The sequence below is a fragment of the Sinorhizobium medicae genome (genome assembly GCF_007827695.1).
GTDB classification, from domain to species: domain Bacteria; phylum Pseudomonadota; class Alphaproteobacteria; order Rhizobiales; family Rhizobiaceae; genus Sinorhizobium; species Sinorhizobium medicae.
This window is the reverse complement of the sequence record NZ_VITA01000007.1, coordinates 332,853-356,967: the sequence shown is the minus strand read 5'-3', so window position 1 is coordinate 356,967 and position 24,115 is coordinate 332,853. Positions and strand designations below refer to the sequence as shown.

General features: G+C 62.0%; 20 protein-coding genes. 7 read left to right on the top strand and 13 right to left on the bottom strand.

The window, feature by feature from the left end:
• Positions 1 to 7: 7 nt before the first annotated feature.
• Both ptsP and FB009_RS15315 read right to left on the bottom strand, forming a co-directional pair.
• On the bottom strand, positions 8 to 2,275 hold the full coding sequence (ptsP, locus tag FB009_RS15320) for a phosphoenolpyruvate--protein phosphotransferase (protein WP_018010840.1): 2,268 nt from the start codon (positions 2,273 to 2,275) through the stop codon (positions 8 to 10).
• A 189-nt stretch (positions 2,276 to 2,464) separates the two neighbouring features.
• Entirely contained in the window at positions 2,465 to 3,739 is a 1,275-nt protein-coding gene (locus FB009_RS15315) for an aspartate kinase (RefSeq protein ID WP_012066725.1), read from the bottom strand.
• 560 nt (positions 3,740 to 4,299) lie between these two features.
• On the opposite strand from FB009_RS15315, the gene FB009_RS15310 reads away from it, so the two are divergent.
• On the top strand, positions 4,300 to 5,820 hold the full coding sequence (locus FB009_RS15310) for an ABC-F family ATP-binding cassette domain-containing protein (protein ID WP_012066726.1): 1,521 nt from the start codon (positions 4,300 to 4,302) through the stop codon (positions 5,818 to 5,820).
• A 262-nt stretch (positions 5,821 to 6,082) separates the two neighbouring features.
• Positions 6,083 to 6,829, top strand: a complete 747-nt coding sequence (ubiG, locus tag FB009_RS15305) for a bifunctional 2-polyprenyl-6-hydroxyphenol methylase/3-demethylubiquinol 3-O-methyltransferase UbiG (protein ID WP_012066727.1) — start codon at positions 6,083 to 6,085, stop codon at positions 6,827 to 6,829.
• A 12-nt stretch (positions 6,830 to 6,841) separates the two neighbouring features.
• Here ubiG and FB009_RS15300 read toward each other — a convergent pair whose 3' ends face one another.
• From FB009_RS15300 to FB009_RS15285, 4 genes are all read right to left on the bottom strand, one after another.
• Positions 6,842 to 7,270 (bottom strand): DUF1178 family protein, encoded by a 429-nt coding sequence (locus tag FB009_RS15300; protein WP_012066728.1) that lies wholly within the window; start codon positions 7,268 to 7,270, stop codon positions 6,842 to 6,844.
• Positions 7,267 to 8,124 carry a carbon-nitrogen hydrolase family protein gene (locus FB009_RS15295; RefSeq protein WP_012066729.1) on the bottom strand — a complete coding sequence of 286 codons (858 nt, stop codon included), beginning with the start codon at positions 8,122 to 8,124 and terminating at the stop codon, positions 7,267 to 7,269. Before FB009_RS15295 ends, FB009_RS15300 begins: the two co-directional genes overlap by 4 nt.
• Before the next feature lie 100 nt (positions 8,125 to 8,224).
• Positions 8,225 to 8,509 (bottom strand): glutaredoxin 3, encoded by a 285-nt coding sequence (grxC, locus tag FB009_RS15290; protein ID WP_024310936.1) that lies wholly within the window; start codon positions 8,507 to 8,509, stop codon positions 8,225 to 8,227.
• Between the two features lie 24 nt (positions 8,510 to 8,533).
• Positions 8,534 to 9,310, bottom strand: a complete 777-nt coding sequence (locus tag FB009_RS15285; RefSeq protein WP_012066731.1) for a ComF family protein — start codon at positions 9,308 to 9,310, stop codon at positions 8,534 to 8,536.
• 160 nt (positions 9,311 to 9,470) lie between these two features.
• Here FB009_RS15285 and FB009_RS15280 point away from each other — a divergent pair, with 160 nt between their 5' ends.
• Complete coding sequence (locus FB009_RS15280) at positions 9,471 to 10,370, top strand: methyltransferase domain-containing protein (RefSeq protein WP_012066732.1); 900 nt, start codon at positions 9,471 to 9,473, stop codon at positions 10,368 to 10,370.
• A 9-nt stretch (positions 10,371 to 10,379) separates the two neighbouring features.
• Here FB009_RS15280 and FB009_RS15275 read toward each other — a convergent pair whose 3' ends face one another.
• The 6 genes from FB009_RS15275 to FB009_RS15250 form a co-directional block, all read right to left on the bottom strand.
• Positions 10,380 to 10,553, bottom strand: a complete 174-nt coding sequence (locus FB009_RS15275) for a Flp family type IVb pilin (protein ID WP_012066733.1) — start codon at positions 10,551 to 10,553, stop codon at positions 10,380 to 10,382.
• Between the two features lie 93 nt (positions 10,554 to 10,646).
• Positions 10,647 to 10,967 carry a hypothetical protein gene (locus FB009_RS15270; RefSeq protein WP_012066734.1) on the bottom strand — a complete coding sequence of 107 codons (321 nt, stop codon included), beginning with the start codon at positions 10,965 to 10,967 and terminating at the stop codon, positions 10,647 to 10,649.
• Positions 10,968 to 11,379: 412 nt separating this feature from the next.
• Entirely contained in the window at positions 11,380 to 11,787 is a 408-nt protein-coding gene (locus FB009_RS15265; RefSeq protein WP_012066735.1) for a (deoxy)nucleoside triphosphate pyrophosphohydrolase, read from the bottom strand.
• Positions 11,788 to 11,792: 5 nt separating this feature from the next.
• On the bottom strand, positions 11,793 to 12,605 hold the full coding sequence (locus FB009_RS15260) for a GNAT family N-acetyltransferase (protein WP_012066736.1): 813 nt from the start codon (positions 12,603 to 12,605) through the stop codon (positions 11,793 to 11,795).
• A gap of 81 nt (positions 12,606 to 12,686) precedes the next feature.
• Positions 12,687 to 13,928, bottom strand: coding sequence for a bifunctional glutamate N-acetyltransferase/amino-acid acetyltransferase ArgJ (gene argJ, locus FB009_RS15255; protein WP_012066737.1), 1,242 nt, complete (start codon positions 13,926 to 13,928; stop codon positions 12,687 to 12,689).
• A 172-nt stretch (positions 13,929 to 14,100) separates the two neighbouring features.
• Positions 14,101 to 14,955, bottom strand: a complete 855-nt coding sequence (locus tag FB009_RS15250; protein WP_018010831.1) for a peptidylprolyl isomerase — start codon at positions 14,953 to 14,955, stop codon at positions 14,101 to 14,103.
• A gap of 246 nt (positions 14,956 to 15,201) precedes the next feature.
• On the opposite strand from FB009_RS15250, the gene secA reads away from it, so the two are divergent.
• From secA to FB009_RS15230, 4 genes are all read left to right on the top strand, one after another.
• A complete protein-coding gene (gene secA, locus FB009_RS15245; protein WP_012066739.1) occupies positions 15,202 to 17,913 on the top strand; it encodes a preprotein translocase subunit SecA in 2,712 nt (903 codons plus the stop codon).
• Positions 17,914 to 18,092: 179 nt separating this feature from the next.
• A complete protein-coding gene (gene cml / locus FB009_RS15240; protein WP_145161659.1) occupies positions 18,093 to 19,292 on the top strand; it encodes a CmlA/FloR family chloramphenicol efflux MFS transporter in 1,200 nt (399 codons plus the stop codon).
• A gap of 153 nt (positions 19,293 to 19,445) precedes the next feature.
• Positions 19,446 to 20,843: a lipopolysaccharide biosynthesis protein gene (locus FB009_RS15235; protein WP_028054224.1), complete on the top strand. Its 1,398-nt coding sequence runs from the start codon at positions 19,446 to 19,448 to the stop codon at positions 20,841 to 20,843.
• Positions 20,840 to 22,114, top strand: a complete 1,275-nt coding sequence (locus tag FB009_RS15230) for a GNAT family N-acetyltransferase (RefSeq protein WP_012066742.1) — start codon at positions 20,840 to 20,842, stop codon at positions 22,112 to 22,114. The genes FB009_RS15235 and FB009_RS15230 overlap by 4 nt, the downstream gene beginning before the upstream one ends.
• Positions 22,115 to 22,129: 15 nt before the next feature.
• Here FB009_RS15230 and FB009_RS15225 read toward each other — a convergent pair whose 3' ends face one another.
• The gene (locus FB009_RS15225; RefSeq protein ID WP_012066743.1) at positions 22,130 to 23,773 is read right to left on the bottom strand and encodes an AMP-binding protein; all 1,644 of its coding nucleotides are present in this window, start codon (positions 23,771 to 23,773) and stop codon (positions 22,130 to 22,132) included.
• Between the last annotated feature and the right edge of the window lie 342 nt (positions 23,774 to 24,115).

The window sequence follows — 24,115 nt, the reverse complement described above, 5'->3', positions numbered from 1 at the left end:
TTACAATCTAAACCGGTATGCCGTTCGCGGCAGCGAAATCGACCAGGAGCTGGCGGATCGACGCGTCGGATTTGACGTCGTCGAGCGCAGCCTCGAGGCGTTCGTTGAGCCTGCCGGCGTCGAGCGCCAGAAGCATCGCCTTCACCGGCCCGACAGCCGTCGGCGACATCGAAACCGACCGGAAACCAAGTCCGAGCAGCGCCATGGCGGAAAGCGGTTTGCTCGCCATTTCCCCGCAAAGGGTCACGGGTGTGCAGTTGCGTTCGCCAGCACGCACGATCTCCCGGAGTATCCGCAGGAACGGCCGGCCGAGAACATCGAAGCGATCGGAAACACGGGCATTGCCGCGGTCGACAGCCATGGCGAACTGGAAGAGATCGTTTGAGCCGACCGAAACGAAATCGACCTCGGCCATTAATTCGTCGAGCTGCCAAAGCAGGGCGGGCACTTCCAGCATCGCCCCGAACTGCAGCTTGCGCGGCAATTGTTCGCCGAGCTTCGACTGACGCTCGATCTCCTTTTGCAGAAGTCCGCGCGCGGCCTTGAGCTCGGTCACTTCCGTTACCATCGGCAGCATCATCTTGAGCTCGGCGCCGGCCGTCGCCTTGAGCATAGCCCTGAACTGGGTGCGCAGGAGGCCCGGCCGGTCGAGCGACAGCCTGATGGCGCGCCAGCCGAGTGCCGGATTCTCCTCATCCGCTGCCCGGAAATAGGGGACGACCTTGTCGCCGCCGATATCCAGGGTCCGGAAGGTCACCGGCTTGGTCCCTGTCTGCTTCAAGACATTGCGATAAAAGACCTCCTGCTCCTCGGCTTTCGGCATGGTCGAAGCGATCATGAATTGCAGCTCGGTACGGAACAGCCCGATACCTTCGGCACCGGCTTCGTTCAGATGGGGCAAGTCGACCAGCAGGCCGGCATTCATCTGCAAGGTGATGCGCTTGCCGTCCTTCGTCAGCGGTTCGACGTCCCTGAGTGCACGGAACTGCGCCTGTCTGCGCGCGCGGAAACGTACCTTTTCCTCGTATGCGCGCTGGAGGTCCGCCATTGGCCGCAGATGCACCTTCGCATCGTCGCCGTCGACGATGATCGCATCTCGGTTTTCCGCAAGCGCCACTGCGCCTGCCGCCTGTCCCACGACCGGAATGCCCATGGCCCGGGCGACGATCACCACATGACTGGTGACGGCGCCCTCTTCCAGCACGAGACCGCGCACGTTTTCTCGCGGATAGTCGAGTAGCTCCGCGGCGCCCATGGCACGGGCTACGACAATTGCGTCATTTGGGAAGTCGGCAGCCGAACGCTTGGCGCCGTAACCGGAAAGCTGCCGCAACAGCCGGTTCGCAAGATCGTCGAAATCGTGCATCCGTTCCCTGAGATAGGGATCGGTCAGGCGTATCATGCGGGCCTTGGTTTCGCTCTGCACCCGCTCGACCGCCGCTTCCGCCGTCAGACCGTTGCGAATCGCCTCCTCGAGTTTTCTCACCCAACCGCGGTCATGGGCGAACATGCGATAGGTCTCGAGCACCGCGCGGTGCTCGCCCTCCATCGATACGTCGCGGCGCGACAGCATGTCGTCGATCGAGATGCGCAGTGACCCGAGCGCCTCTGCAAGACGCTGCAGTTCCTGCTCCGTGTCTTCGTTGAGCAGATTGGTAACGACGATGCGCGGCTCATGCAGAACGACGTAACCGAGCCCGATGCCTTCGCCGTAGCTATTGCCATCGATCGTCACCGGACGCGAAAGATCGAGTTCCAGCCCGGGTTTGGTGATCTTCTTGAGCTCGCCGGTCGCGACCATTTCGGCCAGTACCATGGCGGTCGTTTCCAGCGCCTCGACCTCGTCCTCGCGATAGTTGCGCTGCGCCTTGTTCTGCACGACCAGCACCCCGAGCGCACGGCCGGTGCGTAGAATCGGAACGCCCAGGAAGGAATGATAGATCTCTTCGCCCGTCTCCGGCAGATAGGTGAAGGCCGGGTGCGACTGGGCATCGGAGAGGTTGAGCGGCCGCGCCGAAGCGGCGATCGTGCCGACGAGACCTTGCCCCATCTTCAACTGGGCCAGGTGCACCGCCGTCTTGTTCAGGCCCTCGGTCGCGTAGAGTTCCAGCACGCCATCAGAGCGCAGCACGTAAACCGAGCACACTTCCGCGACCATGTTCTGCGCTATCTGGCGCACGATCCGGTCAAGGCGCTCTTGCGGCTCGAGCGGTTCCGCCATGAGCTCGCGCAACCGCTTGAGGAGAACGCGCGGACCTGCGGAAAGGTCTCTCATCGCGTGGGGTCTCCTGAATAAGAATAAACGTCGGGCCCGTGTGGACGCCGCGGCCTCTGCATGCTCCCTGAAGCGGCGTCGATTCAAGGACACGTCATGCAGCAGTTCTAGTCATTACAGCGACGTCTGCGCGCCTGTTCAGACACGTGGCGCCGCGGGCCGCGTTTCCCAAATCAAATGCCTGCCCGTTTAACTCTTATCCAGACCGTAGGTAGAATGCAAAGTGCGAACGGCCAATTCGGCGTAAGGTCCGTCGATCAGGATGGAAATCTTGATCTCGGACGTGGTGATCGCCTTGATGTTGATGCCCTTGTCGGCGAGCGCCCGGAACGCGGATGCGGCAACGCCCGCATGGCTGCGCATTCCGATGCCGATAACCGAAACCTTGACGAGACCCGACTCCGACTGAATCACGTCATAGCCGATCTTTTCCTTGTTGTCGCCGAGAACCCTCAGCGCCTTGTCGACATCGCCGGAAGGTACGGTGAAGGTCATGTCGGTCTTCGAGCCGTCTTCCGAAATGTTCTGGACGATCATATCGACATTGATATGAGCTTCGGCAAGCGGTCCGAAGATCGCTGCCGAAACACCCGGCCGGTCGGCGAGGCGGCGCAGCGAGATCTGTGCTTCATCCTTGGCATAGGCAATGCCGGTTACCACTTCCTGTTCCACGATCTCATCCTCATCACATATCAGCGTTCCGGGCGGGTTCATGAGGTCACCCATGCCCGGCGCATCGGGGTCCTCGAAAGACGAGCGCACGAATGTACGCACCTTGTGCACCATGGCGAGCTCGACCGAGCGTACCTGCAGCACCTTGGCACCGAGGGATGCCATTTCCAGCATTTCCTCAAAGGCGATTTTCTTCAATCGCCGGGCCTTCGGCTCGATGCGCGGGTCCGTCGTGTAGACGCCGTCCACGTCGGTATAGATGTCGCAGCGATCGGCCTTGACCGCGGCTGCGATCGCGACGGCGGACGTGTCGGAGCCGCCGCGGCCGAGCGTGGCCAGGCGATTGTCCGGGCCGAGACCCTGGAAGCCGGCGACGACCGCCACCTGGCCCTCACCCATGCGCCGGGTGATATCGGTACCGTCGATATCGAGTATCCGTGCCGCACCATGCGCGTTATCGGTCCTGATCGGCAGTTGCCAGCCCTGCCAGGAGCGGGCGTTGATGCCCATCGACTGCAAGGCGATCGCAAGCAGGCCGGAGGTCACCTGTTCGCCTGAAGCGACCACCGCGTCATATTCGCGCGCATCGTAGAAGGGGGCGTTCGAGCCCGCGACCTTGGGCATGTTCTCGACCCACCCGACCAGCTCGTTGGTCTTGCCGGACATCGCGGACACGACGACAGCAACTTCGTGGCCGGCATCCACTTCGCGTTTCACATGGCGCGCGACGTTGTGGATGCGGTTCAAATCTGCGACGGAGGTCCCGCCGAATTTCATCACGATGCGTGCCATTTCGCCTCTACCGTACCAACATATTCTGCGCGCGACAGGAAAACGCCCCCGCCGGCGCCCGACGATCAAAAAGCTTTGAGGAGACTTCTCGGATATCGGCCAGCCACCGCTTTCCGGGAGCGGAAAGTCGCGGCGTCTCTTAGCGGATCAGGGGACTGCGTGCAATGGGAGGGGCTGGAAGAGTTCTCCTCTCTGCAGCTGCTGCGAGTTTGCACCTGTTGAGGCCGCCCTTGTCCGGGCATTGCGATCGCCTCAGGATTGCAAAGGCGCGTGCGCAGTGCTATCCATTTTTGGAGATTTCAACACGACAGGAGGGTTGCGCGTGATGATGTATTTCCGGCACCATCGCCAGCGTGGCCCCGTCTCAGCCCTGCAAATGCGTTTGCAGGGCTGACCAGAGACACCTCTCATCTTTCCTTTCCTGGTCTGCCCAGTCGTCATGCGGCGTTGAGCCTTCAGGGTTCCAGCGCGTCGCATATCGTCACCAACCCAGCAGCAGCACTTCAACGATGCGCGGCCCGCATCGGGCTTGAGCTGCTCGGGCAGTCCAGAGAACGACAATGGCCCTGATCACGACAAGAAATCTCGGTGTCACTATGGGTGCGCCGCTCTTTTCGCAACTTGACCTCGCAATCTCGCCCGGCGATCGCATCGGCATCGTCGCCGCCAATGGCAGAGGAAAATCGACCCTTCTGAGATGCATCGCCGGCGCGCTCGATGCGACAACCGGCGACGTCATTCGCGCACGAGGCCTGCGCATCGGTCATGTCGAGCAGTCGATCCCGCCCGGCCTTTCTGAAATTCGGTTCCGCGACGCAGTCCGCCAGGCATTGCCGGACGAACAGGCCCAAACGGAGGACTGGCGGGTTGACGTCGCCTTGGACTCACTCGACGTTCCGCAGGCGCTGCGTCAACGGCCGATCGGACGATTGAGCGGCGGCTGGCAAGGATTGGCGCTGCTTGCACGTGTCTTCGTTACCGACCCGGACGCGCTGCTTCTGGACGAGCCGACGAACCACCTGGATCTTGAAAAAATCCTCAGGCTCGAGACGTGGCTCCTGAACCTACCCCGTGACATGCCGGTGCTGATCGCGAGCCACGATCGGGCGTTTCTTGATGCGACCACCAATCGGACGTTGTTTCTGCGCGCGGAGCAGTCGTACGCGTTTTCGCTGCCCTATTCGCGGGCACGAAACGCATTGGACGAGATCGACGCTTCCGACGAGCGACGGTACCGAAAGGACATGAAAACGGTTCAGCAGCTTCGCCGCCAGGCAGCCAAGCTCAATAATATCGGCATCAATTCCGGCAGCGACCTGCTGACGGTAAAGACGAAACAAATTCGTCAAAGGGCAGAACGGCTGGAGGATGCTGCACGCCCCGCCTTTCACGAGCGATCGTCCGGCGCGATCCGGCTCGCCAATCGGGGCACGCACGCCAAGGTTCTCATCACGCTCGACGATACGCCGGTTGAAACGCCGCAGGGAACTTTGCTGTTCAGGACGGGCAGGCAATGGATTCGCCATGGTGACCGGATCGTTCTTCTCGGTCGAAATGGTGCGGGCAAGTCGCGCCTCGTCCATCTGATCAGGACTGCGATCGCAGAGCCGGAAAATCCGGAGGCAACGATCAAGGCGACGCCATCATTGATGCTCGGTTACAGCGATCAGGCGCTCGCAGAACTCGCGGGCGATGAGACGCCGCTCACTACGATAACGCGGCGCTTCGAGATCGGCGACCAACGCGCCCGCACCCTGCTGGTCGGCGCCGGCCTCGGGATCGAGCTGCAAACTCGCCCCGTCGGCGTTCTTTCCGGCGGGCAGAAGTCCCGCTTGGCAATGCTCGTGCTGAGGCTCACCAATCCGAACTTCTATCTGCTCGACGAACCAACCAACCATCTCGACATCGAGGGCCAGGAGGCCCTGGAAACGGAGTTGACGGCGCAGAAAGCGAGTTGCCTGCTGGTGTCGCACGACCGCAGTTTCGCGCGGGCAGTCGGCAACCGTTTCTGGCTGATCGAGAATCGCCGTTTGCTTGAAGTCGGCGATCCCGATGACTTCTTCAAAGGCCTTCGTGAGTGACGCCGAAATAAAACCACTCGCGTAACTGAACTGGTTTTTCAACGCTGGAGCTTGACAGGCAAGGGCGGAAGCCCTTGCCTGTCGGAACGGCAATGCGCAAAATCATCCTGTGGCACATGGTCAGTGTCGACGGGTTCTTCGAAGGAGCCAGACGAGCCTCAGGCCCTTGACATCCCACTTCGATCGTCCGACTTCACCATGGGAATGAAGACGCAGCGAGCGGACTCCTCATGAATCCGCCCGGACAAGCAAGGAGGCTCTGATGAGCGAAACGGCGCGCACCACGATCGACCAGAGCGAGGTGGACCGCTTTTCGGCCATGGCGGCCGAATGGTGGGATCCGACGGGTAAATTCCGCCCGCTGCACAAATTCAATCCGGTGCGTCTCGCCTACATTCGCGACAGGGTGGCGGAGCATTTCGGCCGCGATCCGAAGAGCCGGCAGCCGCTTGAAGGACTGAGGCTCCTCGATATCGGCTGCGGCGGCGGCCTCCTTTGCGAGCCGATGGCCCGCATGGGCGCGGACGTGCTCGGAGCCGACGCCTCCGAAAAGAACATCGGTATTGCCAGGACACATGCGGCCGGCAGCGGCGTCCGCGTCGACTACCGTGCCGTGACTGCAGAGGCTCTTGCCGAAGCCGGCGAAAGTTTCGACGTCGTTCTCAATATGGAAGTGGTCGAGCATGTCGCAGACGTGGATTTTTTCATGACGACCTGTGCGCATATGGTGCGGCCCGGCGGGATGATGTTCGTGGCCACCATCAACCGCACGCTGAAGGCGGCGGCACTGGCGATCTTCGCCGCGGAGAACGTGCTGCGCTGGTTGCCGCGCGGCACCCACCAATATGAAAAGCTGGTACGCCCGGAGGAGATCGAAAACCCACTCGTCGCAAGCGGCCTGGAAATTGCAGACCGCACCGGCGTCTTCTTCAATCCGCTTTCCAACCAGTGGAACCTGTCCAAGGATATGGACGTCAACTATATGATCGTTGCGAAGCGGCCGATCTGAACTCTGCAATCGTCAGTTCGCGTCGTCGGGCAATACCGGCAGCGGCGCGATCTCTATGCCCTCTTCGATAAGAGCGATCGCCTCTTCTGCGGTGGCCTTGCCGATCAGTCCGCGCTGGTCGGCCTCCCCGTAATGAATCTTTCGCGCTTCATCCGGGAACCGCTCGCCGACGTCTTCCGCATTTTCGCGGATCGATTTTACCAGCTCTTTGAGCCTGGCTATCGTTTCCTTTTGAGCCTGATCCGTCACCAGCGCGCGGCGTGCCTCCTTTTTGCGCGCCGTGGAGACGGCAGGCGCCATCAATTGCTTGTTGACGGAGAGCGAACCGCAGCTGGGACACGTGACCAGGCGCGCCGCGACTTGCCGGTCGAAATCATCGCTCGACGAGAACCAGCCCTCGAAGTCGTGGCCCTTGTCACAGGCAAGAGTGTAGTGGATCAAGCTGCAGCGCCTCCTTTTCCGGCCGGGACCACCTCATCCAGAACGAAGCTGCGCGCGTTCTTGAGGTTGGGGATCTTAGCGCGGGCCGTGTGCACCGCCAATGGATCGATCTCTGCGATGATGATCTCCTCGCCGGTCCGACCGGCTTGAGCAAGCACCCTGCCCCACGGATCGATGATCATCGAGTGGCCGAAGGTCTCCCGCCCGTCCTCATGCGTGCCTCCCTGAGCCGCGGCAACGACGAAGAGCCCGTTTTCAATTGCGCGAGCCCGCAGGAGTATCTCCCAATGCGCCTCGCCGGTCTGGCGTGTAAACGCCGCGGGCACCGACATGATCTCGGCCCCGGCCACCGCCTGCTGTCGGAAAAGTTCGGGGAAGCGGACATCGTAGCAGATCGAAAAACCCAGCTTGCCGAACGGCAGATCTGCGATACGGGCGGTCGCACCGGGATGATAGGCGGCGCTTTCGCGCCAGCTCTCGCCATTCTCAAGGTCCACGTCGAACATGTGGATCTTGTCGTATTCACAGATCTTAGCGCCATCGGGCCCGAACAGGAAGCCGCGATTGGCAATCTTGCCGTCGGCGAGCGCGATCGGCGTCGAGCCCACATGCAGATAGATGGCGAGTTCGCCGGCAAGGCGGGCAGCCTTCCGAACGACGATATCGTTCGCCTCGTCCCGCAATATGCTCCGCAGGCCTGACCGGTCGCGCTGGATCGCTCCGGTCATCTCCGGCGTCTGGACATAGCCTGCCCCTCGCAATGCCGCTTCGCGCACCAGCTCCGCCATCGTCTCGGCATTCCTTGCGGGGTCGACCCCCGAGCACATCTGGACGGCGGCGGCCTTGAACATCATCGCATTCTTTCTCCCAAGCGAACTTCCTGGATCGGAACGATCCCGCATTGCTATTCAATGCTCTTCTGATGGGGGGCGGGCCCACGCCGCCACCTTTGCGTCAGGCCGCGAGCAGATCGTCAAGCTTGCCGGCGCGGTCGAGCGCATGCAGATCATCGCAGCCGCCGACAGGGACGTCATTGATGATGATCTGCGGGAAGGTCCTGCCACCCTTGGATTTTTCGATCATTTCCTGACGCAGTTCCGGCGCATAGGTGGCGTCATACTCGATGAAGTCGACGCCTTTGCTCTCCAGAAGCCTCTTCGCTCTCGTGCAATAGCCGCAGAACTGACGCGTATAAATGACGACCGAGGCCATAGTCTCCAACCGCTCCTTTGCCGGCATCGATCGCCGGATGTCTTTTGCCTGTCATATAGGACCGGACACCGCCATTGCAAAGGTCAAAACCGTAACGTCGCCTGCCCCCGCACGCTTCAGGGCCCTGGCCGCCGCGGTGACGGTCGCGCCTGTCGTATAGACATCATCGACGAGCACGATGCGTTTCCCCGCGACTTCCCGCCTCAGGCCTTCGGGAACGGAGAATGCGCCGCGTACATTCGCTTCGCGTGCCCTCGCGCCAAGGCCTACCTGCCGGCTCGTGCGTTTGGTCCTGCGAAGGACATCCGGCCGATAAGTTCTTGCCGAATGCTTGGCAACGAACCGTGCGAGCTCCGCGGCCTGATTGAACTTCCGCCTCCAGAGGCGGAATGCGTGAAGCGGAACCGGCACGATCATATCCGCCGCTGCGACGGCACCGTCGCCTGCACGAATCATCCATTCGGCCATCATTGGTGCAAGGTCGGTCCGATCGCGATATTTCAGGCCGTGCACGAGATCACGGACGATCCCCTCGTGAATCGCTGCGGAGCGTAACCTGTCGAAGACCGGAGGGTTGGCGATTGCCTCGGGCGAGACTGCACCCTCCCCCGGGTCGAAGGTGAAAGGCATGCCCAGAACCTCGCAATAGGGCCGTTCGATGAGCGGGATCTTCGCCCAGCAGGAGGGGCAGACGGCACGAGCATCGCCCGTCAGCCGGCCGCATCCACAGCAGACCGGCGGGAAGACGAGATTGATCGCCAGGGCCGCAAGCCGGCGAAGCGGGCCTGCCCGATCTCTGATCGAAGCTCTACCTTGGTCTGATTCCATGAGATTGACTTTATCCGCGGCACTACATGTTTGTCCTTTAGTCGAAGCGGATTAAAGGACAAACATGCAGCAACTCAAGTGCTACAGCGACCTTGCACGTCCGATGCGAAGTGCGGCGCTTTAGCCTTTCTCTCGCACGCCTTATTTCGGAGAGACTATCGTGGAAATCATCTTTGATCAGAGCCTCGTGGAGGCGCACCGCCGGCGCGCGCTGCGCCGGCGTGACGAAAAGGCAGGCTTCCTGCTCGAGATCGTCGCACAGGAATTGGCCGAGCGCGTGAGTGTCGTCGAGCGACAGTTCGAGAAAGGAATGGAATTGCACGGCTATACGGGCGCTACCGCGCGCAGCCTTTTCACGACCGGCAAGGTCGGCGCGATCGAGCGCGTGGAAACGGACAGCGCCTTCGGCTCAGCCGACGAGCCCGTCACGGAAGCGCCTCTGGAGCGTATTCCGGCGGAGCCGGCCTCGCTCAACCTCCTTGTGTCGCCGCTGTCGCTTCATCTCACCAACGATACGCCCGGCGTCTTCATTCAGGCACGCCGGGCGCTGAAGCCGGACGGACTGTTCCTCGCCGCCATACCCGGCACCGGTACGCTACAGGAACTGCGCGAAGTGCTTCTCGCAGCCGAGGCGGAACTGACGGGCGGCGCGAGCCCCCGGGTCGTCCCGTTTGCCGACGTGCGCGACATGGGGGCGCTTCTTCAGCGGGCAGGCTTCGCCCTTCCGGTGGCGGATACCGAGACATACACCGTACGCTACGATTCGCTCTTCGGGCTCATCCGGGATCTGCGCGCAATGGGGATGACCAACCCGCTCGCGTCGCGCAATCGCAAGCCGATGCCGCGGCGTTTCTTCCTGAGGGCGGCGGAAATCTATGCGCAGCGCTTTTCCGATCCGGACGGCCGCATACGTGCCACCTTTTCCATCATCTATCTCTCCGGCTGGGCGCCGCACGAAAGCCAGCAGAAGCCGCTCAAACCAGGTTCGGCGAAGCAGCGATTGTCAGAGGCACTCGGCGCAAAAGAGCACAAGTTCAAGGATGGCGAAGGCGAGTCGTGATCCGGGTTTTCATGCCCAGGCTGCCTCGAGCGTGCCGGTGATGAAGGTCAGCATGTCGAGCAGTGCGCTCGAGAAATTCTGCAGTCCGATGAGAAGGCCGACCGAAATCAGTGCGGCGAGGAGGCCGTATTCCACGACGGTAGCACCGTCGCGGTCTTCAAACAGGCGTTTCAGCGTCTCCATTGGCCCTCCAGCCACCTCACGACAAGCGAGGCTCGCTCCTCCGTGAATCAACCGCGAAGCTGAAAAGCCCGGCTTTTCAGCGCTCCGCTACGATCAGCATCCGCTTTTGCTGCCGTCGGCATCGATGATGCAAACCGCGCCCGGCATCTCCTGAAGCACACTCCGGCGTACGGTGTAGCGCTTGACAGTGCCGCCGGCGGGAATGGAGCCTGTCGAGATGCGATCGTAGTCGATCGGCGTATTCGCTAACATCGGCTTGTCGGTCTTGGACGACAGCATCGGCGTTAAAATCAAGGTGAGTGCGATCACTGCCGTGCCGAACAGCAGCGAAAGGTTGAGCACACCCGTCCGGCGGGACTGGCTCGTCACCAGATCCTTGTCCTGAACTGTCCTCCAGAAATCCTCGTCCACCATCCCAGCCTCATAAAATACGCAAAGAGCGGCGGGCGAAGCACCCTTCCCAAGCCTCGACCTGACCACATCTGCTCGAAAAACAGCGCAGCCGAAGTGGCGTACGCCGGAACTGACACCATCATGCCTGACGGGTGATAAACGTTTGATTAATAAATCAACGAATCCAGGGGTCTTTAAACCCGTAACCGAGGGTGCGGCCACCTCTCGACGGCCGGACTGGAGCAGTACCCGAGAAGTTGTGTACCGGCTTCCGTCTGCCGATGCGTCTCACAGGGTAGATCGCGCCATTTGCATCCATTTGGACGCACAGGATGAGGAAAAGTGTGTGCGGTTTTCCGCCCGCATCCGCTCTATTTATTTGGAGTCGATCACGTTCATGATCTTAGGTCGCCCCGATCTAAGACATCGTGATCTAAAGCAGGTCCATCAGGAACGGGATCAATGGTTCGTCGGCGGGCGGCATCGGATAGTCGCGCAGCGCTTTGGGCCGCACCCATTTGATGGCCTGGCCTTCGCGGCCTTCGGCGAAACCCTCGTAGCGGCGGCAGACGTAGAGCGGCATCAGCAGGTGAAATTCGTCATAGCCGTGGCTCGCGAATGTGAGCGGCGCGAGGCACGCGACCTTGGTGCGGATCCCGAGCTCCTCTTCGAGTTCGCGGATCAGCGTCTCTTCGGGTGTCTCGCCACTCTCGACTTTACCGCCCGGGAACTCCCAGAGGCCGGCGAGAGGCTTGCCCTGCGGGCGCTGCGCCAACAGAACACGTCCGTCGGAATCGACGAGCGCGCAAGCGGCGACGAGCACGATGTTCCTATCCTGCATGTTCCTCAGACCTTCGGCATACGATAGAGATAGCGGTAGACCTCGGTGAAACCGGCCTTGCGATAAAGCTCGATCGCAGCCGCGTTGTCGGCCTCCACCTGCAACCAGGCCTTCTTTGCGCCCTTGAGGCGTGCCCACCGAAGCGAGGCGTCGAGGAGCGCACTGCCGACGCCGCGCCGACGCACCGCTTCGGCAACCGCGAACTGCATGATGCCGGCAAGGTCGTTGTCATGGACGACGAGCGATACGGCGGTCGGGCCGATCTTTCGGTCCTCGAACAGGAACATGCCGCATTCCGGCTTGATGGCGTCGATGATCCCGGTCAGCGCGGGCTTTGTTTCCGCAGGATCCCTGCCGATCAGGATTCGAGCATCCACGAAACGGCCCACATCCTTGATCGGCAGATGATCGATGCCTTCGCTGAAATCGCGCTCCGCCAGATCGAGCGCCAGCACCAGGCTGTGAGCGAACGACGTCCAGCCTTCGGCATCCATATGATCGATCATCTTCGGCGGCGTGAGCGGCGTCTGGCGGACTGTGAGCGCACGGCCGGATTCGGCGAAAAGCCTGCGCGCCTTCTCCAGCCGGATGGCGATGTCCCGATAGTCGGACGGATCGAGCGGATTGACGGAATTCAGGCGCTTGGAAGGGTGTCCTGGCGTCAAGCGAATAAGCCAACTGCCGTCATATCGTACCGATAATGCAGGCCAGGCACGAAAACCCACCGCCTCCAGCCGCCGCACGCTCGGCAGATCAACCGTTGCCGCTTCTCCGCTCCCCGCCCCGTCGCCGGGCGGCTCTCTGTCATCAGATGTCATGTTCGTAGCCTTGACTGCCGTGCCGTCGGGAAAGCGTCCGCAGCTCTCCAGCCACGTTCCGATCTCATCTCCCCGACCGGCTCAGCTTCTGTAGTCGCCGTTGATTTCCACATATTCCTTGGTCAGATCGCAGGTGTAGACCGTGGCACGGCCCGAGCCGATACCGATATCGACACGGATCGGAATGGTCTCGCCCTGCATCACCGCACTCGCGGCCGCTTCGGAATAGGCCGGATCGCGCTCGCCCTCGACCGCTACGCGGATATCGCCGAACCAGATCGCCAGCCGGTCACGCTCGGCCATTTCGCCGGCCTTGCCGACCGCCATGACGACGCGGCCCCAATTGGCATCCTCGCCGGCAACCGCCGTTTTGACGAGCGGCGAATTGGCTATCGAAAGGGCAATGCGTTTCGCCGCGGAATCGTTCTCTGCGCCCTCGACGGTCACCTCGACCATCTTGCGTGCCCCCTCGCCGTCGCGCACCACCTGCAGCGCGAGATCGCGCAGCAGATCGTTGAGCGCGATGCGGAAGGCGTCGAGACGCGCGTCGGCCGCATCTTCTACCCTTACCTGGCCATCGTCTGCCGCCGCACCGGTTGCAAACAGCATCAGCGTGTCCGAGGTGGATGTGTCGCTGTCGACAGTCACCGAATTGAAGGTCGGTCCGACTCCGGCCGAAAGCAGCGCCTGAAGCGCCGCCGGAGCGATATCGGCGTCGGTGACGACGAAGGACAGCATGGTCGCCATGTCCGGCGCGATCATCCCGGCGCCTTTGGCAATCCCGTTGAGCACGACACTGATGCCGCCGATGTCGGCGCTGCGGGTGGCGACCTTGGGATAGGTATCGGTCGTCATGATCGCTTTGGCCGCTTCGAACCACAGGTCTTCGGTGGCCGACGCGGCAAGCTTATCGAGGACACCGGCGAACTTGGTGGCGTCGAGCGGCTCGCCGATAACGCCCGTCGACGCCAGAAATACCTCCGCCTCGCTGCAGCCGACCGCCCTGGCCGCGGCCTCGGCGGTCAGCTTGGTGGCCTCCCTGCCCTTCTTGCCGGTGAATGCGTTGGCATTGCCCGAATTGACGACGACGGCGCGCGCAACGCCGCCCGGCAGGTTCTGGCGGCAGTGGTCGACCGGTGCGGAGGGGCACTTCGACCGCGTGAACACGCCGGCGACGGATGCCGGCCGGTCGAAGAGCATCATCAATACGTCCGTACGGTTCTTGTACTTGATCCCTGCGGCAGCGGTTGCCATGCGTACGCCGCGCAGGGCAGGCATTTCGGCGAAGGTCTTCGGAGCAAGCGGAGAGACGGAACCGGACATTGAATCAAACCTGTTTTTCAGAAGTCTCGAATGTTGCGCGAAATGCCCGAACGGCGTTCAGCCGTCGGGCATCCTGGTCTTTTAAAGGCGAGCGGAGCAAATGCGAGCAGACCTTCAACCCCGCTCGGGCCGTACGCGCCCCGAAGGGACAGCCCCGCCCGGCCTTCGGTGCTTACTTGCTTTCCTGCGGTTTGCCGGCCTCGTCATAGGCCTTCTTGAGAGCCGGGTCGGAGATTTCGACTGCAGTGCTCTCCTTCGCTGAATTCAGAAGCTCGAGATACCTGTCGCGCATGACGAGCTGGCGAACCTGGGGCTCGACCTGCTCCAGCGTCGGCGGCGCCTGGGGACGCTTGTCCTCGACGAGGATGACGTGGAAGCCGAACTGCGTCTTGACCGGTGTCTTCGTGTAGGCGCCCTTTTCCAGAGCGAAAGCTGCCGTTTCGAATTCCGGCACCATGCGGCCCTTGGTGAAATATCCGAGGTCGCCGCCCTCGTCCTTGTTCGGATCGGTGGACTTCGCCTTGGCAAGCTCCGCAAAGTTCTTGCCGGCGTCCAGTTCCTTGATCACTGCCTTCGCCTCGTCCTCTGTCTTGACGAGGATATGCCGGGCCTTCACCTCTTCCTGCGGAGGAATGGCTGCAATTTCCTTGTCATAGCGCGCCTTCACTTCTTCAGGCGTCACGGCATCGATCACATGCTTTTTGAAATAGGCGTTGTGCAATTCCCGTTCCGTCAGGAAGGCAATGCGCTGCTTGAACGTCTCGTCGTTCTGAAGGCCTTCCTTTTCGGCGTCCTTCAAAAGCAGCTTGACGTCGATAACGGCCGAAAGCGCTGCGGCGCGCTTCTGCTCGTCGGGCATCCGCTGAAGTTGCGGATCGAGGCTCGTGACTGCGAGATCAAGTTCCGACTGGCGGATTTCCTGGTCCCCGACTTTCGCAATGACCGGGTCGGTCCCTTCGGCGCGGGCGACGCCCGCTGCAATCATCGCGACCAGGGCCGCGGCCGCAAGGGTCTTGTATCTGAGCATTTTCCTAACCTTTCACCATTGGCCGCCAGCGCGATTGGCGCCGGCCCTGCGAGTGCTGCACAACAACCAGAATGTGGCGGTTCTGCAGCCGTCCGGCCGTGCAAGTGCGTTGACATAATCCGACCCCCCTCTTATCTGTCACGCAACCTCGCGTCCAGAACAGTTTCCGGGCGTTTCGCGGCGTGACGCGGTTTTTCGACCGCGCGCCCGAAAGCCAAGGCGACAAATAAGGAAAGGACCATTCGCATGGTCAGTCTCGGCGGCTTTGCCCGCAAGTTGTTTGGTTCGGCCAACGATCGCCGCGTTCGCGGCTACAAGGGCCGGGTGGACGCCATCAATGCTCTCGAAGCCGAAATGAAGGCCCTGAGCGACGAGGCCCTTGCGGCGAAGACGGCGGAATTTCGTCGTGAAATCGCCGACGGAAAGTCATTGGACGACATTCTCGTGCCGGCCTTTGCAGTCGTGCGCGAGGCTGCGCGCCGCGTCCTCGGGCTGCGCCCCTTCGACGTCCAGCTGATTGGCGGCATGATCCTGCACGAGCGCGCCATCGCGGAAATGAAGACCGGCGAAGGCAAGACGCTCGTCGCCACCCTTCCCGTCTATCTCAACGCGCTCGCCGGCAAGGGTGTGCACGTGGTCACCGTCAACGATTACCTCGCCCAGCGCGACGCCGGCATGATGGGCCGCATCTACGGCTTCCTCGGCATGTCCACAGGCGTTATCGTCCACGGCCTCTCCGACGAGCAGCGCCGCGACGCCTATGCCTGCGACGTCACCTATGCGACGAACAACGAGCTCGGCTTCGATTATCTGCGCGACAACATGAAGTACGAACGCTCCCAGATGGTGCAGCGCGGCCACTTCTTCGCGATCGTCGACGAAGTGGACTCGATTCTGGTGGACGAAGCACGCACGCCTCTCATCATCTCCGGGCCGCTTGACGACCGTTCCGACCTCTACAACACCATCAACGAGTTCATTCCGCGCCTGTCTCCGGAAGACTACGAGATCGACGAAAAGCAGCGCTCGGCCAACTTCTCGGAGGACGGCACCGAGAAACTCGAAAACATGCTGCGTGAGGCGGGCCTGTTGAAAGGCGAGTCGCTCTACGACATCGAGAACGTGGCGATCGTTCACCACGTCAACAACGCGCTCAAGGCCCACAAACTGTTCACGCGCGACAAGGACTATATCGTGCGAAACGGCGAGATCGTCATCATCGACGAGTTTACCGGTCGCATGATGCCGGGCCGCCGCTACTCCGAAGGGCAGCACCAGGCACTCGAAGCCAAGGAGAAGGTGCAGATCCAGCCCGAGAACCAGACACTCGCCTCGATCACCTTCCAGAACTATTTCCGCATGTACGACAAGCTGGCCGGGATGACCGGTACTGCGGCGACGGAAGCGGAGGAATTCGGCAACATCTACGGCCTCGAAGTGCTCGAGGTGCCGACCAACCTGCCGATCAAGCGCATCGACGAGGACGACGAGGTCTATCGTACCGTCGGCGAAAAATTCAAGGCGATTATCGAAGAGATCAAATCCGCGCATGAGCGCGGTCAACCGATGCTCGTCGGCACAACCTCCATCGAGAAGTCAGAGCTTCTCGCCGAAATGCTGAAGAAGGACGGGTTTTCGAAGTTTCAGGTGCTGAACGCCCGATATCACGAGCAGGAAGCCTTTATCGTCGCGCAGGCCGGCGTTCCGGGCGCCATTACGATCGCCACCAATATGGCCGGCCGCGGTACCGACATCCAGCTTGGCGGCAACCCCGACATGCGCATTCAGCAGGAACTGAGCGACGTCGAACCCGGTGCCGAGCGCGAATCACGCGAAAAGGCGATCCGCGAAGAGGTTCAAGTGCTCAAGGAAAAGGCTCTCGCCGCGGGGGGGCTTTACGTTCTTGCCACAGAACGGCACGAAAGCCGACGCATCGACAACCAGTTGCGCGGCCGCTCCGGCCGTCAGGGAGACCCGGGCCGCTCCAAATTCTACCTGTCCCTTCAGGACGATCTGATGCGCATCTTCGGCTCCGACCGTATGGACGGCATGCTGCAGAAGCTCGGCCTGAAGGAAGGCGAGGCGATCGTTCACCCCTGGATCAACAAGGCGCTCGAACGCGCCCAGAAGAAGGTCGAGGCGCGCAACTTCGACATCCGCAAGAACCTCCTGAAATACGACGACGTGCTCAACGACCAACGCAAGGTCATCTTCGAGCAGCGCATCGAACTGATGGATGCGGAGAGCGTCACCGATACGGTGACCGACATGCGCAACGAAGTGATCGAGGAAGTGGTCGCGAAGCGGATTCCGGAGCGTGCCTATGCCGAGAAATGGGATGCGGAGGGACTGAAGGCCGACGTCCAGCAATATCTCAATCTCGACCTGCCAATCGTCGAATGGGTTGCCGAAGAAGGCATCGCCGAGGATGATATCCGCGAGCGCATCACCGCCGCTGCGGACCAAGCGGCGGCCGATCGCGCCGAGCGTTTCGGTCCCGAGGTCATGCAATATGTTGAGCGTTCGGTCATTCTTCAGACGCTCGACCATCTCTGGCGCGAGCACATCGTAAACCTCGACCATCTGAGATCGGTGATAGGCTTCCGCGGATACGCCCAGCGTGACCCGTTGCAGGAATACAAGTCCGAGGCTTTCGAGCTGTTCCAGGCGCTCCTCGGCAATCTGCGCCAGGCAGTGACGGCACAGCTGATGCGCGTCGAGCTGGTTCGCGAAGCTCCCGAGGAGCCTCAGCCCCTGCCGCCGATGCAGGCGCACCACATCGATCCCTTGACAGGCGAGGACGACTTTGCGCCCGCAGGCGACACTTTGCTGGCGGTCGCCCCCACGACCCGCGACCCGGCCGACCCGTCGACCTGGGGCAAGGTCTCGCGCAACGAAGCCTGCCCCTGCGGCTCCGGCAAGAAGTACAAGCATTGCCACGGCGTATACGAGGCTTGATCGCGAGCCCCGTATGCCCAAGTCCGAATGCATGGAGCCGTAGCCATGGGAGCTGAAAAGTCTTCAGACAAATAAGCCGCAACAACGCATTTCCTGTTGTTGCGGCGTCTGTCGATCCGACCCTGATCCTGATAGGCCGACCGCCGCCGAATGTTCCTCATTTGAGCGGAAGTCTTTCCATGTCTTCAAAGCCACATGTCTGGCGCTATTCGCTGCCGGCAGCGCTGCTGCTGATGGCGCCCTTCGATATCCTCGCCTCCCTGGCCATGGATATCTATCTCCCCATCGTTCCGGCGATGCCGGGCATTCTCGGGACCAGCCCCGCCGTGGTGCAGCTCACGCTGAGCCTCTATGTGGTCATGCTCGGCCTCGGCCAGATCGTCTTCGGGCCTCTCTCCGATCGCATCGGACGACGGCCCGTGCTCATCGGCGGAGCGATGCTTTTCGCCGCGGCTTCGTTCTGCCTTGCGGCATCATCCAGCGCCATTCCTTTCGTCGCCTTCCGCTTCCTGCAGGCGATTGGCGCATCTGCGGCCCTGGTGGCCACCTTCTCGACTATTCGGGATGTATATGGCAATCGCCCTGAAAGCGTGGTCATCTACAGCCTGTTCAGTTCCATCCTGGCATTCGTGCCGGCTCTGGGGCCGATCGCCGGTGCCGCGCTGGCGGAGAGGTTCGGATGGCGCTCGATCTTCGTGACACTGGGCGCATTTGCCGTAATCGCGCTGCTGCAGGCCTTGCCCCGGTGGCATGAATCTCGCCCTTCGGCGCCCGCGCCGTCGCGGCACGCATTCGGGCCGCTTCTCCGCAGCCTCGCCTTCTGGACCTATACTCTCGGCTTCAGCGCCGCCATGGGCACCTTCTTCGTGTTCTTTTCCACCTCACCGCGCGTGCTGATCGGCAAGGCAGGATATTCGGAGCTTCAGTTCAGCCTCGCCTTTGCCACCGTCGCGGCCGTCATGATCTTCACGGCGCGCTTTGCCAAGCAGTTTGTCTTCCGATGGGGAACTTCGGGCAGCCTCCTGCGGGGCATGTGCATGTTGCTCCTCGGGGCGGCACTCCTGGCTGCCGGGCAAGGCCTCGGCACCCCTTCGTCCTGGGTCTTCATCGCGCCCATGTGGGTCATGGCCGTCGGCATCGTCTTCACGGTGTCGGTAACCGCGAACGGCGCTCTCAAGGATTTTGGAGACATGGCGGGTTCGGCGGTCGCAGTCTATTTCTGCGTCCAAAGCCTCATCGTCGCGACGGCGGGGACACTGCTCGTGATCGCACTGCCCGGCGACACCGCATTGCCGCTTGCGGCCTATGCCTCGATCATGGCCGGTATCGTGCTGATCGCGCGCCGGCAGCTGCATTCCGGAAGGCAGCCGCAGACATGATTGTAGAGGAAGTCGGCAAAAGCCCGGCTTCCTCACCCGCTAAACGAGGGTGCTGAACCCTTTGTTAACGCTGATCTGGCAGAAGTGAAGCCCTGTATTGCGTAATGTCAGGGTGTGCTCGTGTTCATGGCGGTATGTCAATCGGCCGGACGAATGCTGCCGCCGGCGCTGAGATATCGCCTTTCTCTTGTTGCGCGGGGGCTCACGCCGCTTCTTGCGGGTGCCGATCAGAGGCGCAGCGCCCAGCGCGTTGCGCTCATCGCCTTTCTGATCCGTGTCGTCAGCGCGGCAATCGCTTTCCTTTCACAAATCGTTCTGGCGCGGTTCGTCGGCGAATTCGAATACGGCATCTTCATTTTCGTCTGGGTACTGGTCGTCCTCTTCGGGAACCTGTCCTGCCTCGGCTTCCATGCGACCGTGATCCGCTTCCTGCCGGAATATCATACGACCGCAGCACTTGCGAACATCCGCGGCCTGACGACCACGGCACGCGTCTTCGCGATGATTTCGGCAACCATGCTCGCCGCTGCCGGGATGACCGGCCTCTGGGCCTTCGGGTCAGCTATCGAAAGCTACTATGTGATCCCGCTCTATATCGGCCTGTTCACCCTGCCGATGATCGCGCTCGGCGACGTCCTGGACGGCACCGCACGGGCGCATAGCTGGCCGGTCGCGGCGATGAGCCCGACCTATCTCGTACGTCCGATGCTGATTCTCGGTTTCATGATCATCGCGGTCCGGGCCGGGCTCCCCCGTGATGCGACGACGGCCATGGGCGCTGCACTGGCGGCGACCTATGTCACCACGTTCGGACAGTTTCTTGCGATGGCATGGCGACTCCATCGGCACTACACGCGCGGACCGATGAAGATCGAGCTAGGGCGGTGGCTGCGCGTTTCCGTTCCGATCTTTCTGGTCGACGGTTTCGGTTTCCTGCTGACCAATTCCGACGTCGTCATCGTGGGTCTTTACCTGAAGCCGGACGATGTGGCGGTCTATTTCGCGGCGGCCAAGACAATGGCACTCGTTCATTTCGTCATGTTCGCTGTCAAGGCAGCGGCAGGTCCGCGGTTTGCCGCGGCCATGGCTGCCGGCGACCGCCGGCAGTTGGCGGAAATCGCCGTGGAAAGCGCGCGCTGGTGCTTCTGGCCTTCGCTTGTCATCGGCGGCTGCGTGCTGGCAGCAGGCAACATGCTGCTTTCGCTGTTCGGCCCGGCCTTTACATCGGGTGCGCCCTTGATGGCCATTCTGCTGACGGGAATTCTTGCCAAGGCCTTCGTCGGACCCGCCGAAACACTGCTCACGATGGCAGGGCGGCAAAAGCTTTGCGCCGTCCTTTATGCCGCCGCGCTCGGGGCAAACATCGCCTTGAACCTGACGCTCATTCCGGCCTTCGGCCTGACGGGCGCAGCCGCCGCGACTGCAGGCGCGATGTTCGTGGAGGCAGCCATCCTGCATTTCGCCGTCAGGCGCATCTTCGGCTTCTCCCTGCTGGCCGTTGCCGCCGCGGCGGGCATGAACAACAACGAGAACGAGGCGATTGAGCCATGATCGGCAATGTCCATCTTCCCGCAGACGCGAATGGCAGCGCGGACCGCCTGCTTGGCGGCCTTGCGCATTCTGGTCTCGACGGGTTGCAGTCCGAGCGGACGCTGATGATCGGAAGGCCCGGACGGCATCTCGCGGTCTATCCCGCGAGGGCCGGATACGAGCTGCAACGGGAGCTCGACTTCCTTTCCAATCGGGCCATCGAGCAGAACGTCTTCTTCACCGGCCGCTTTCTCGCGCCGGCCATGCCGCGCCTGGAAGATCGGGTGGTTCGGCTCGCGGTGATCCGCGACCAGAGCGAGCAGAGTAGCCGCATCCGGTTCCTTATGCCTTTCTCCATAGAGAAGCCCGGCTTCGCGATCGGCGCATCCATCATCCGCGCCTGGTCCAATCCTTTCGGGCCGCTGGGAACGCCCCTTCTCGACGCCGAGGACGCAGCCGAAACGATCAGCAATCTCTATGCCGCGCTGGCTACACCCTCAGCCGGCCTCCCGCCAGTGCTCGTGCTCCCCGACATCAGGTTGAACGGAAAATTCGCCCAGCTTGCGCGTGCCGTCGCGATCGGCGAAAACCTGCCGCTGACGGTGACCGACACCTTCAGGCGGCCGATGCTCGAAAGCCTGCTGGACGGCCCTACCTATCTGAGCGAGGCAATCGGCCCGCAGCGCCTCAGGGAGCTGAGGCGGCAGTGGAACAATCTCGCAAAGCAGGGATCGCTGACTTACAGTGTTGCGCGTCGGCCCGATGATATCCGCCTGCGCATGGAGGAGTTTCTGGTCCTCGAAGCATCCGGTTGGAAAGGCCGCGAACGCAGTGCCATGATCATGGACCGCTTTCGCGCCGCCTTCGCAAGAGAGGCTATAACCAACCTCGCAGAGGCGGATAGCGTCCGCATTCACACACTCGACCTGAACGGCAAGGCGATCGCGACCATCATCGTCCTGATAATGGCGGGCGAAGCCTATACCTGGAAGACGGCCTATGACGAGCGTTACGCCAAATATTCTCCCGGCAAGCTGCTCGTCGCCGAGTTGACGGAGTGGCATCTCGACGATGCCAACATCATCCGCTCCGATTCCTGCGCGGTGCCCGATCATCCGGTGATGAGCCGCCTGTGGCAGGAGCGTGAGGAGATGGGCACACTTGTGATCGGGCTCGGGCAGAACCGCGACCGCGACGTGCGCCAGGTCGCAGCACAGCTTCACCTCTATCGCAACACCCGCAATATGGCTCGGCTGCTGCGCGAGAAGATCCGGGCGCTGGCAGGTCGCTGATCTCCCAGCTTATCATCAGCCGTGAGACGGGCGCGCCTCTGCCGCCGCCTTCTGCCGCAAAAGCCGGCGGATCACCTTGCCCGACGTGGTCATGGGCAGGCTGTCGACGAAAGCGATCTCGCGCGGGTATTCGTGCATCGACAGCCGGTTCTTGACCCATTCGCGAATCCCGGCAGCGGTCTCTTCTCCGGCAGCTACACCTGGTTTCAGCACCACGAAGGCCTTGACGATCTCGGTCCGGATCGGGTCCGGTTTGCCGACGGCGGCGGCGAGCTGAACATGCGGGTGCCCGGCCAGACAGTCCTCGATCTCACCAGGGCCGATGCGGTAGCCGGATGAGGTGATGACGTCATCGTCGCGTCCGAAGAAGGTGAAATAGCCCTCCTCGTCCATCACGCCTTGGTCGCCGGTGGTCATCCAGTCCCCGATGAACTTGGCCTTCGTCGCCTGTTCATTGCCCCAATAGCCGAGAAACATCACGGGATCGGGCCGCCTGACCGCCACCTGCCCGACCGCACCGGCAGGCAGCACTCGCCCCTGGCCGTCAATTATCGCGACCTGATGACCAGGTGCCGCCTTTCCCATGGAGCCGGGCTTCACGACACCGAGGCCGGTCGCGGACGAGATTACGATATTGCATTCCGTCTGGCCGTAGAATTCGCTCACCTCGATACCGAGCTCCCGCTTGGCCCATTCGAAGGTCTCGCGCCCGAGCGCTTCCCCCGCCGAACCCAGGGTGCGGAGCTTCAGCGCGTAGCGCTGGCGCGGCCGCTCGACGGATTTGAGCAGCCTGAGCGCAGTCGGCGGTATGAAGGCATTGCGGATGTCCATCTCTTCCATGATCCGGAACGCCTTATGCGCATCGAACTTCTGCGCCGGCGAGGAAACCACGGGCACGCCGAAGAAGAGCGACGGCAGGAGAGCGTTCAGGAGACCGCCTGCCCAGGCCCAATCGGCGGGGGTCCACATCCGGTCGCCAGATTGCGGCAGGAAGTGATGATGCAACTGGAAGCCGGGGAGATGACCGAGCAGCACGCGATGCCCGTGCAGCGCACCTTTGGGTGGCCCGGTCGTCCCCGAGGTGTAGATCATCAGCGCCGGATCGTCTGGCTTCGTCACGGCGGCCTCGAAGCGGCTCACGCCGTTTGCCAGTGCACGAAAAGGAACGGTGCCGGGCTCATCGCCCCCTTCTGCAAGCACGACCAGTCGCAGTTCCGGCAGTTCGTCGCGGCTAGCTACAAGCCGTTCATAGCCGAAGCGATTGGTGATGATCGCTGCTGCGCCCGCATCCTTGAGGCGATAAGCAAGCGCCTCGACGCCGAAGAGCAGTGCCAGCGGCAGCGCGACGGCGCCCATCTTGTAAATAGCCGCATGGGCGATCGCCGCCTCAAAGCCCTGCGGCAAGAGGATAGCAACGCGATCGCCGGGGCTCACGCCGTGCGCGGCAAGGCCGCCGGCAAAGGCGGACGAGCGCGCTGCGAACGCACCATAGGTAAGCGCAGCATGCGCTCCATCCGGGCTGAAATGCTGCAGGCAGACCCGGTCCGGATCGCGGGCCGCCCAGGCGTCGCTGACCGCCACGCCGATGTTGAACGTCTCCGGAATCCGCCAGCGAAATTCGCGAAGGAGTTGGTCGTAGTCTTCGATCTTCGGTAGCATGGGCCCGCCGCAGCTGAATTTGCTGCAACGCAGCTAACATCTTCGCACGTGCGAGTTCAATGGGGTGGATGCACGGCAAGAGTCGCTGAAGCTTCAGCAGTATGGCCGAGTTTCGCCACCCGAAGCGATGAAGCACCGCATGTCCGGAGATCAGATGTCGGCAATTGTCGCCGGCGGCAGCCTACCGGCCCATAAGGAGGCCGAAATACAGGCGATATGGCCTTCGTGACGATGGAGAAACGACCGGACACAGCGCCATTCCCGCCAAGGCCAACGAAAGCCCGGCTTCTTCCGCAAGACGCTCTACAAGGGTCTGCCCGCATCGAGCAAGCCCTCGGAAAG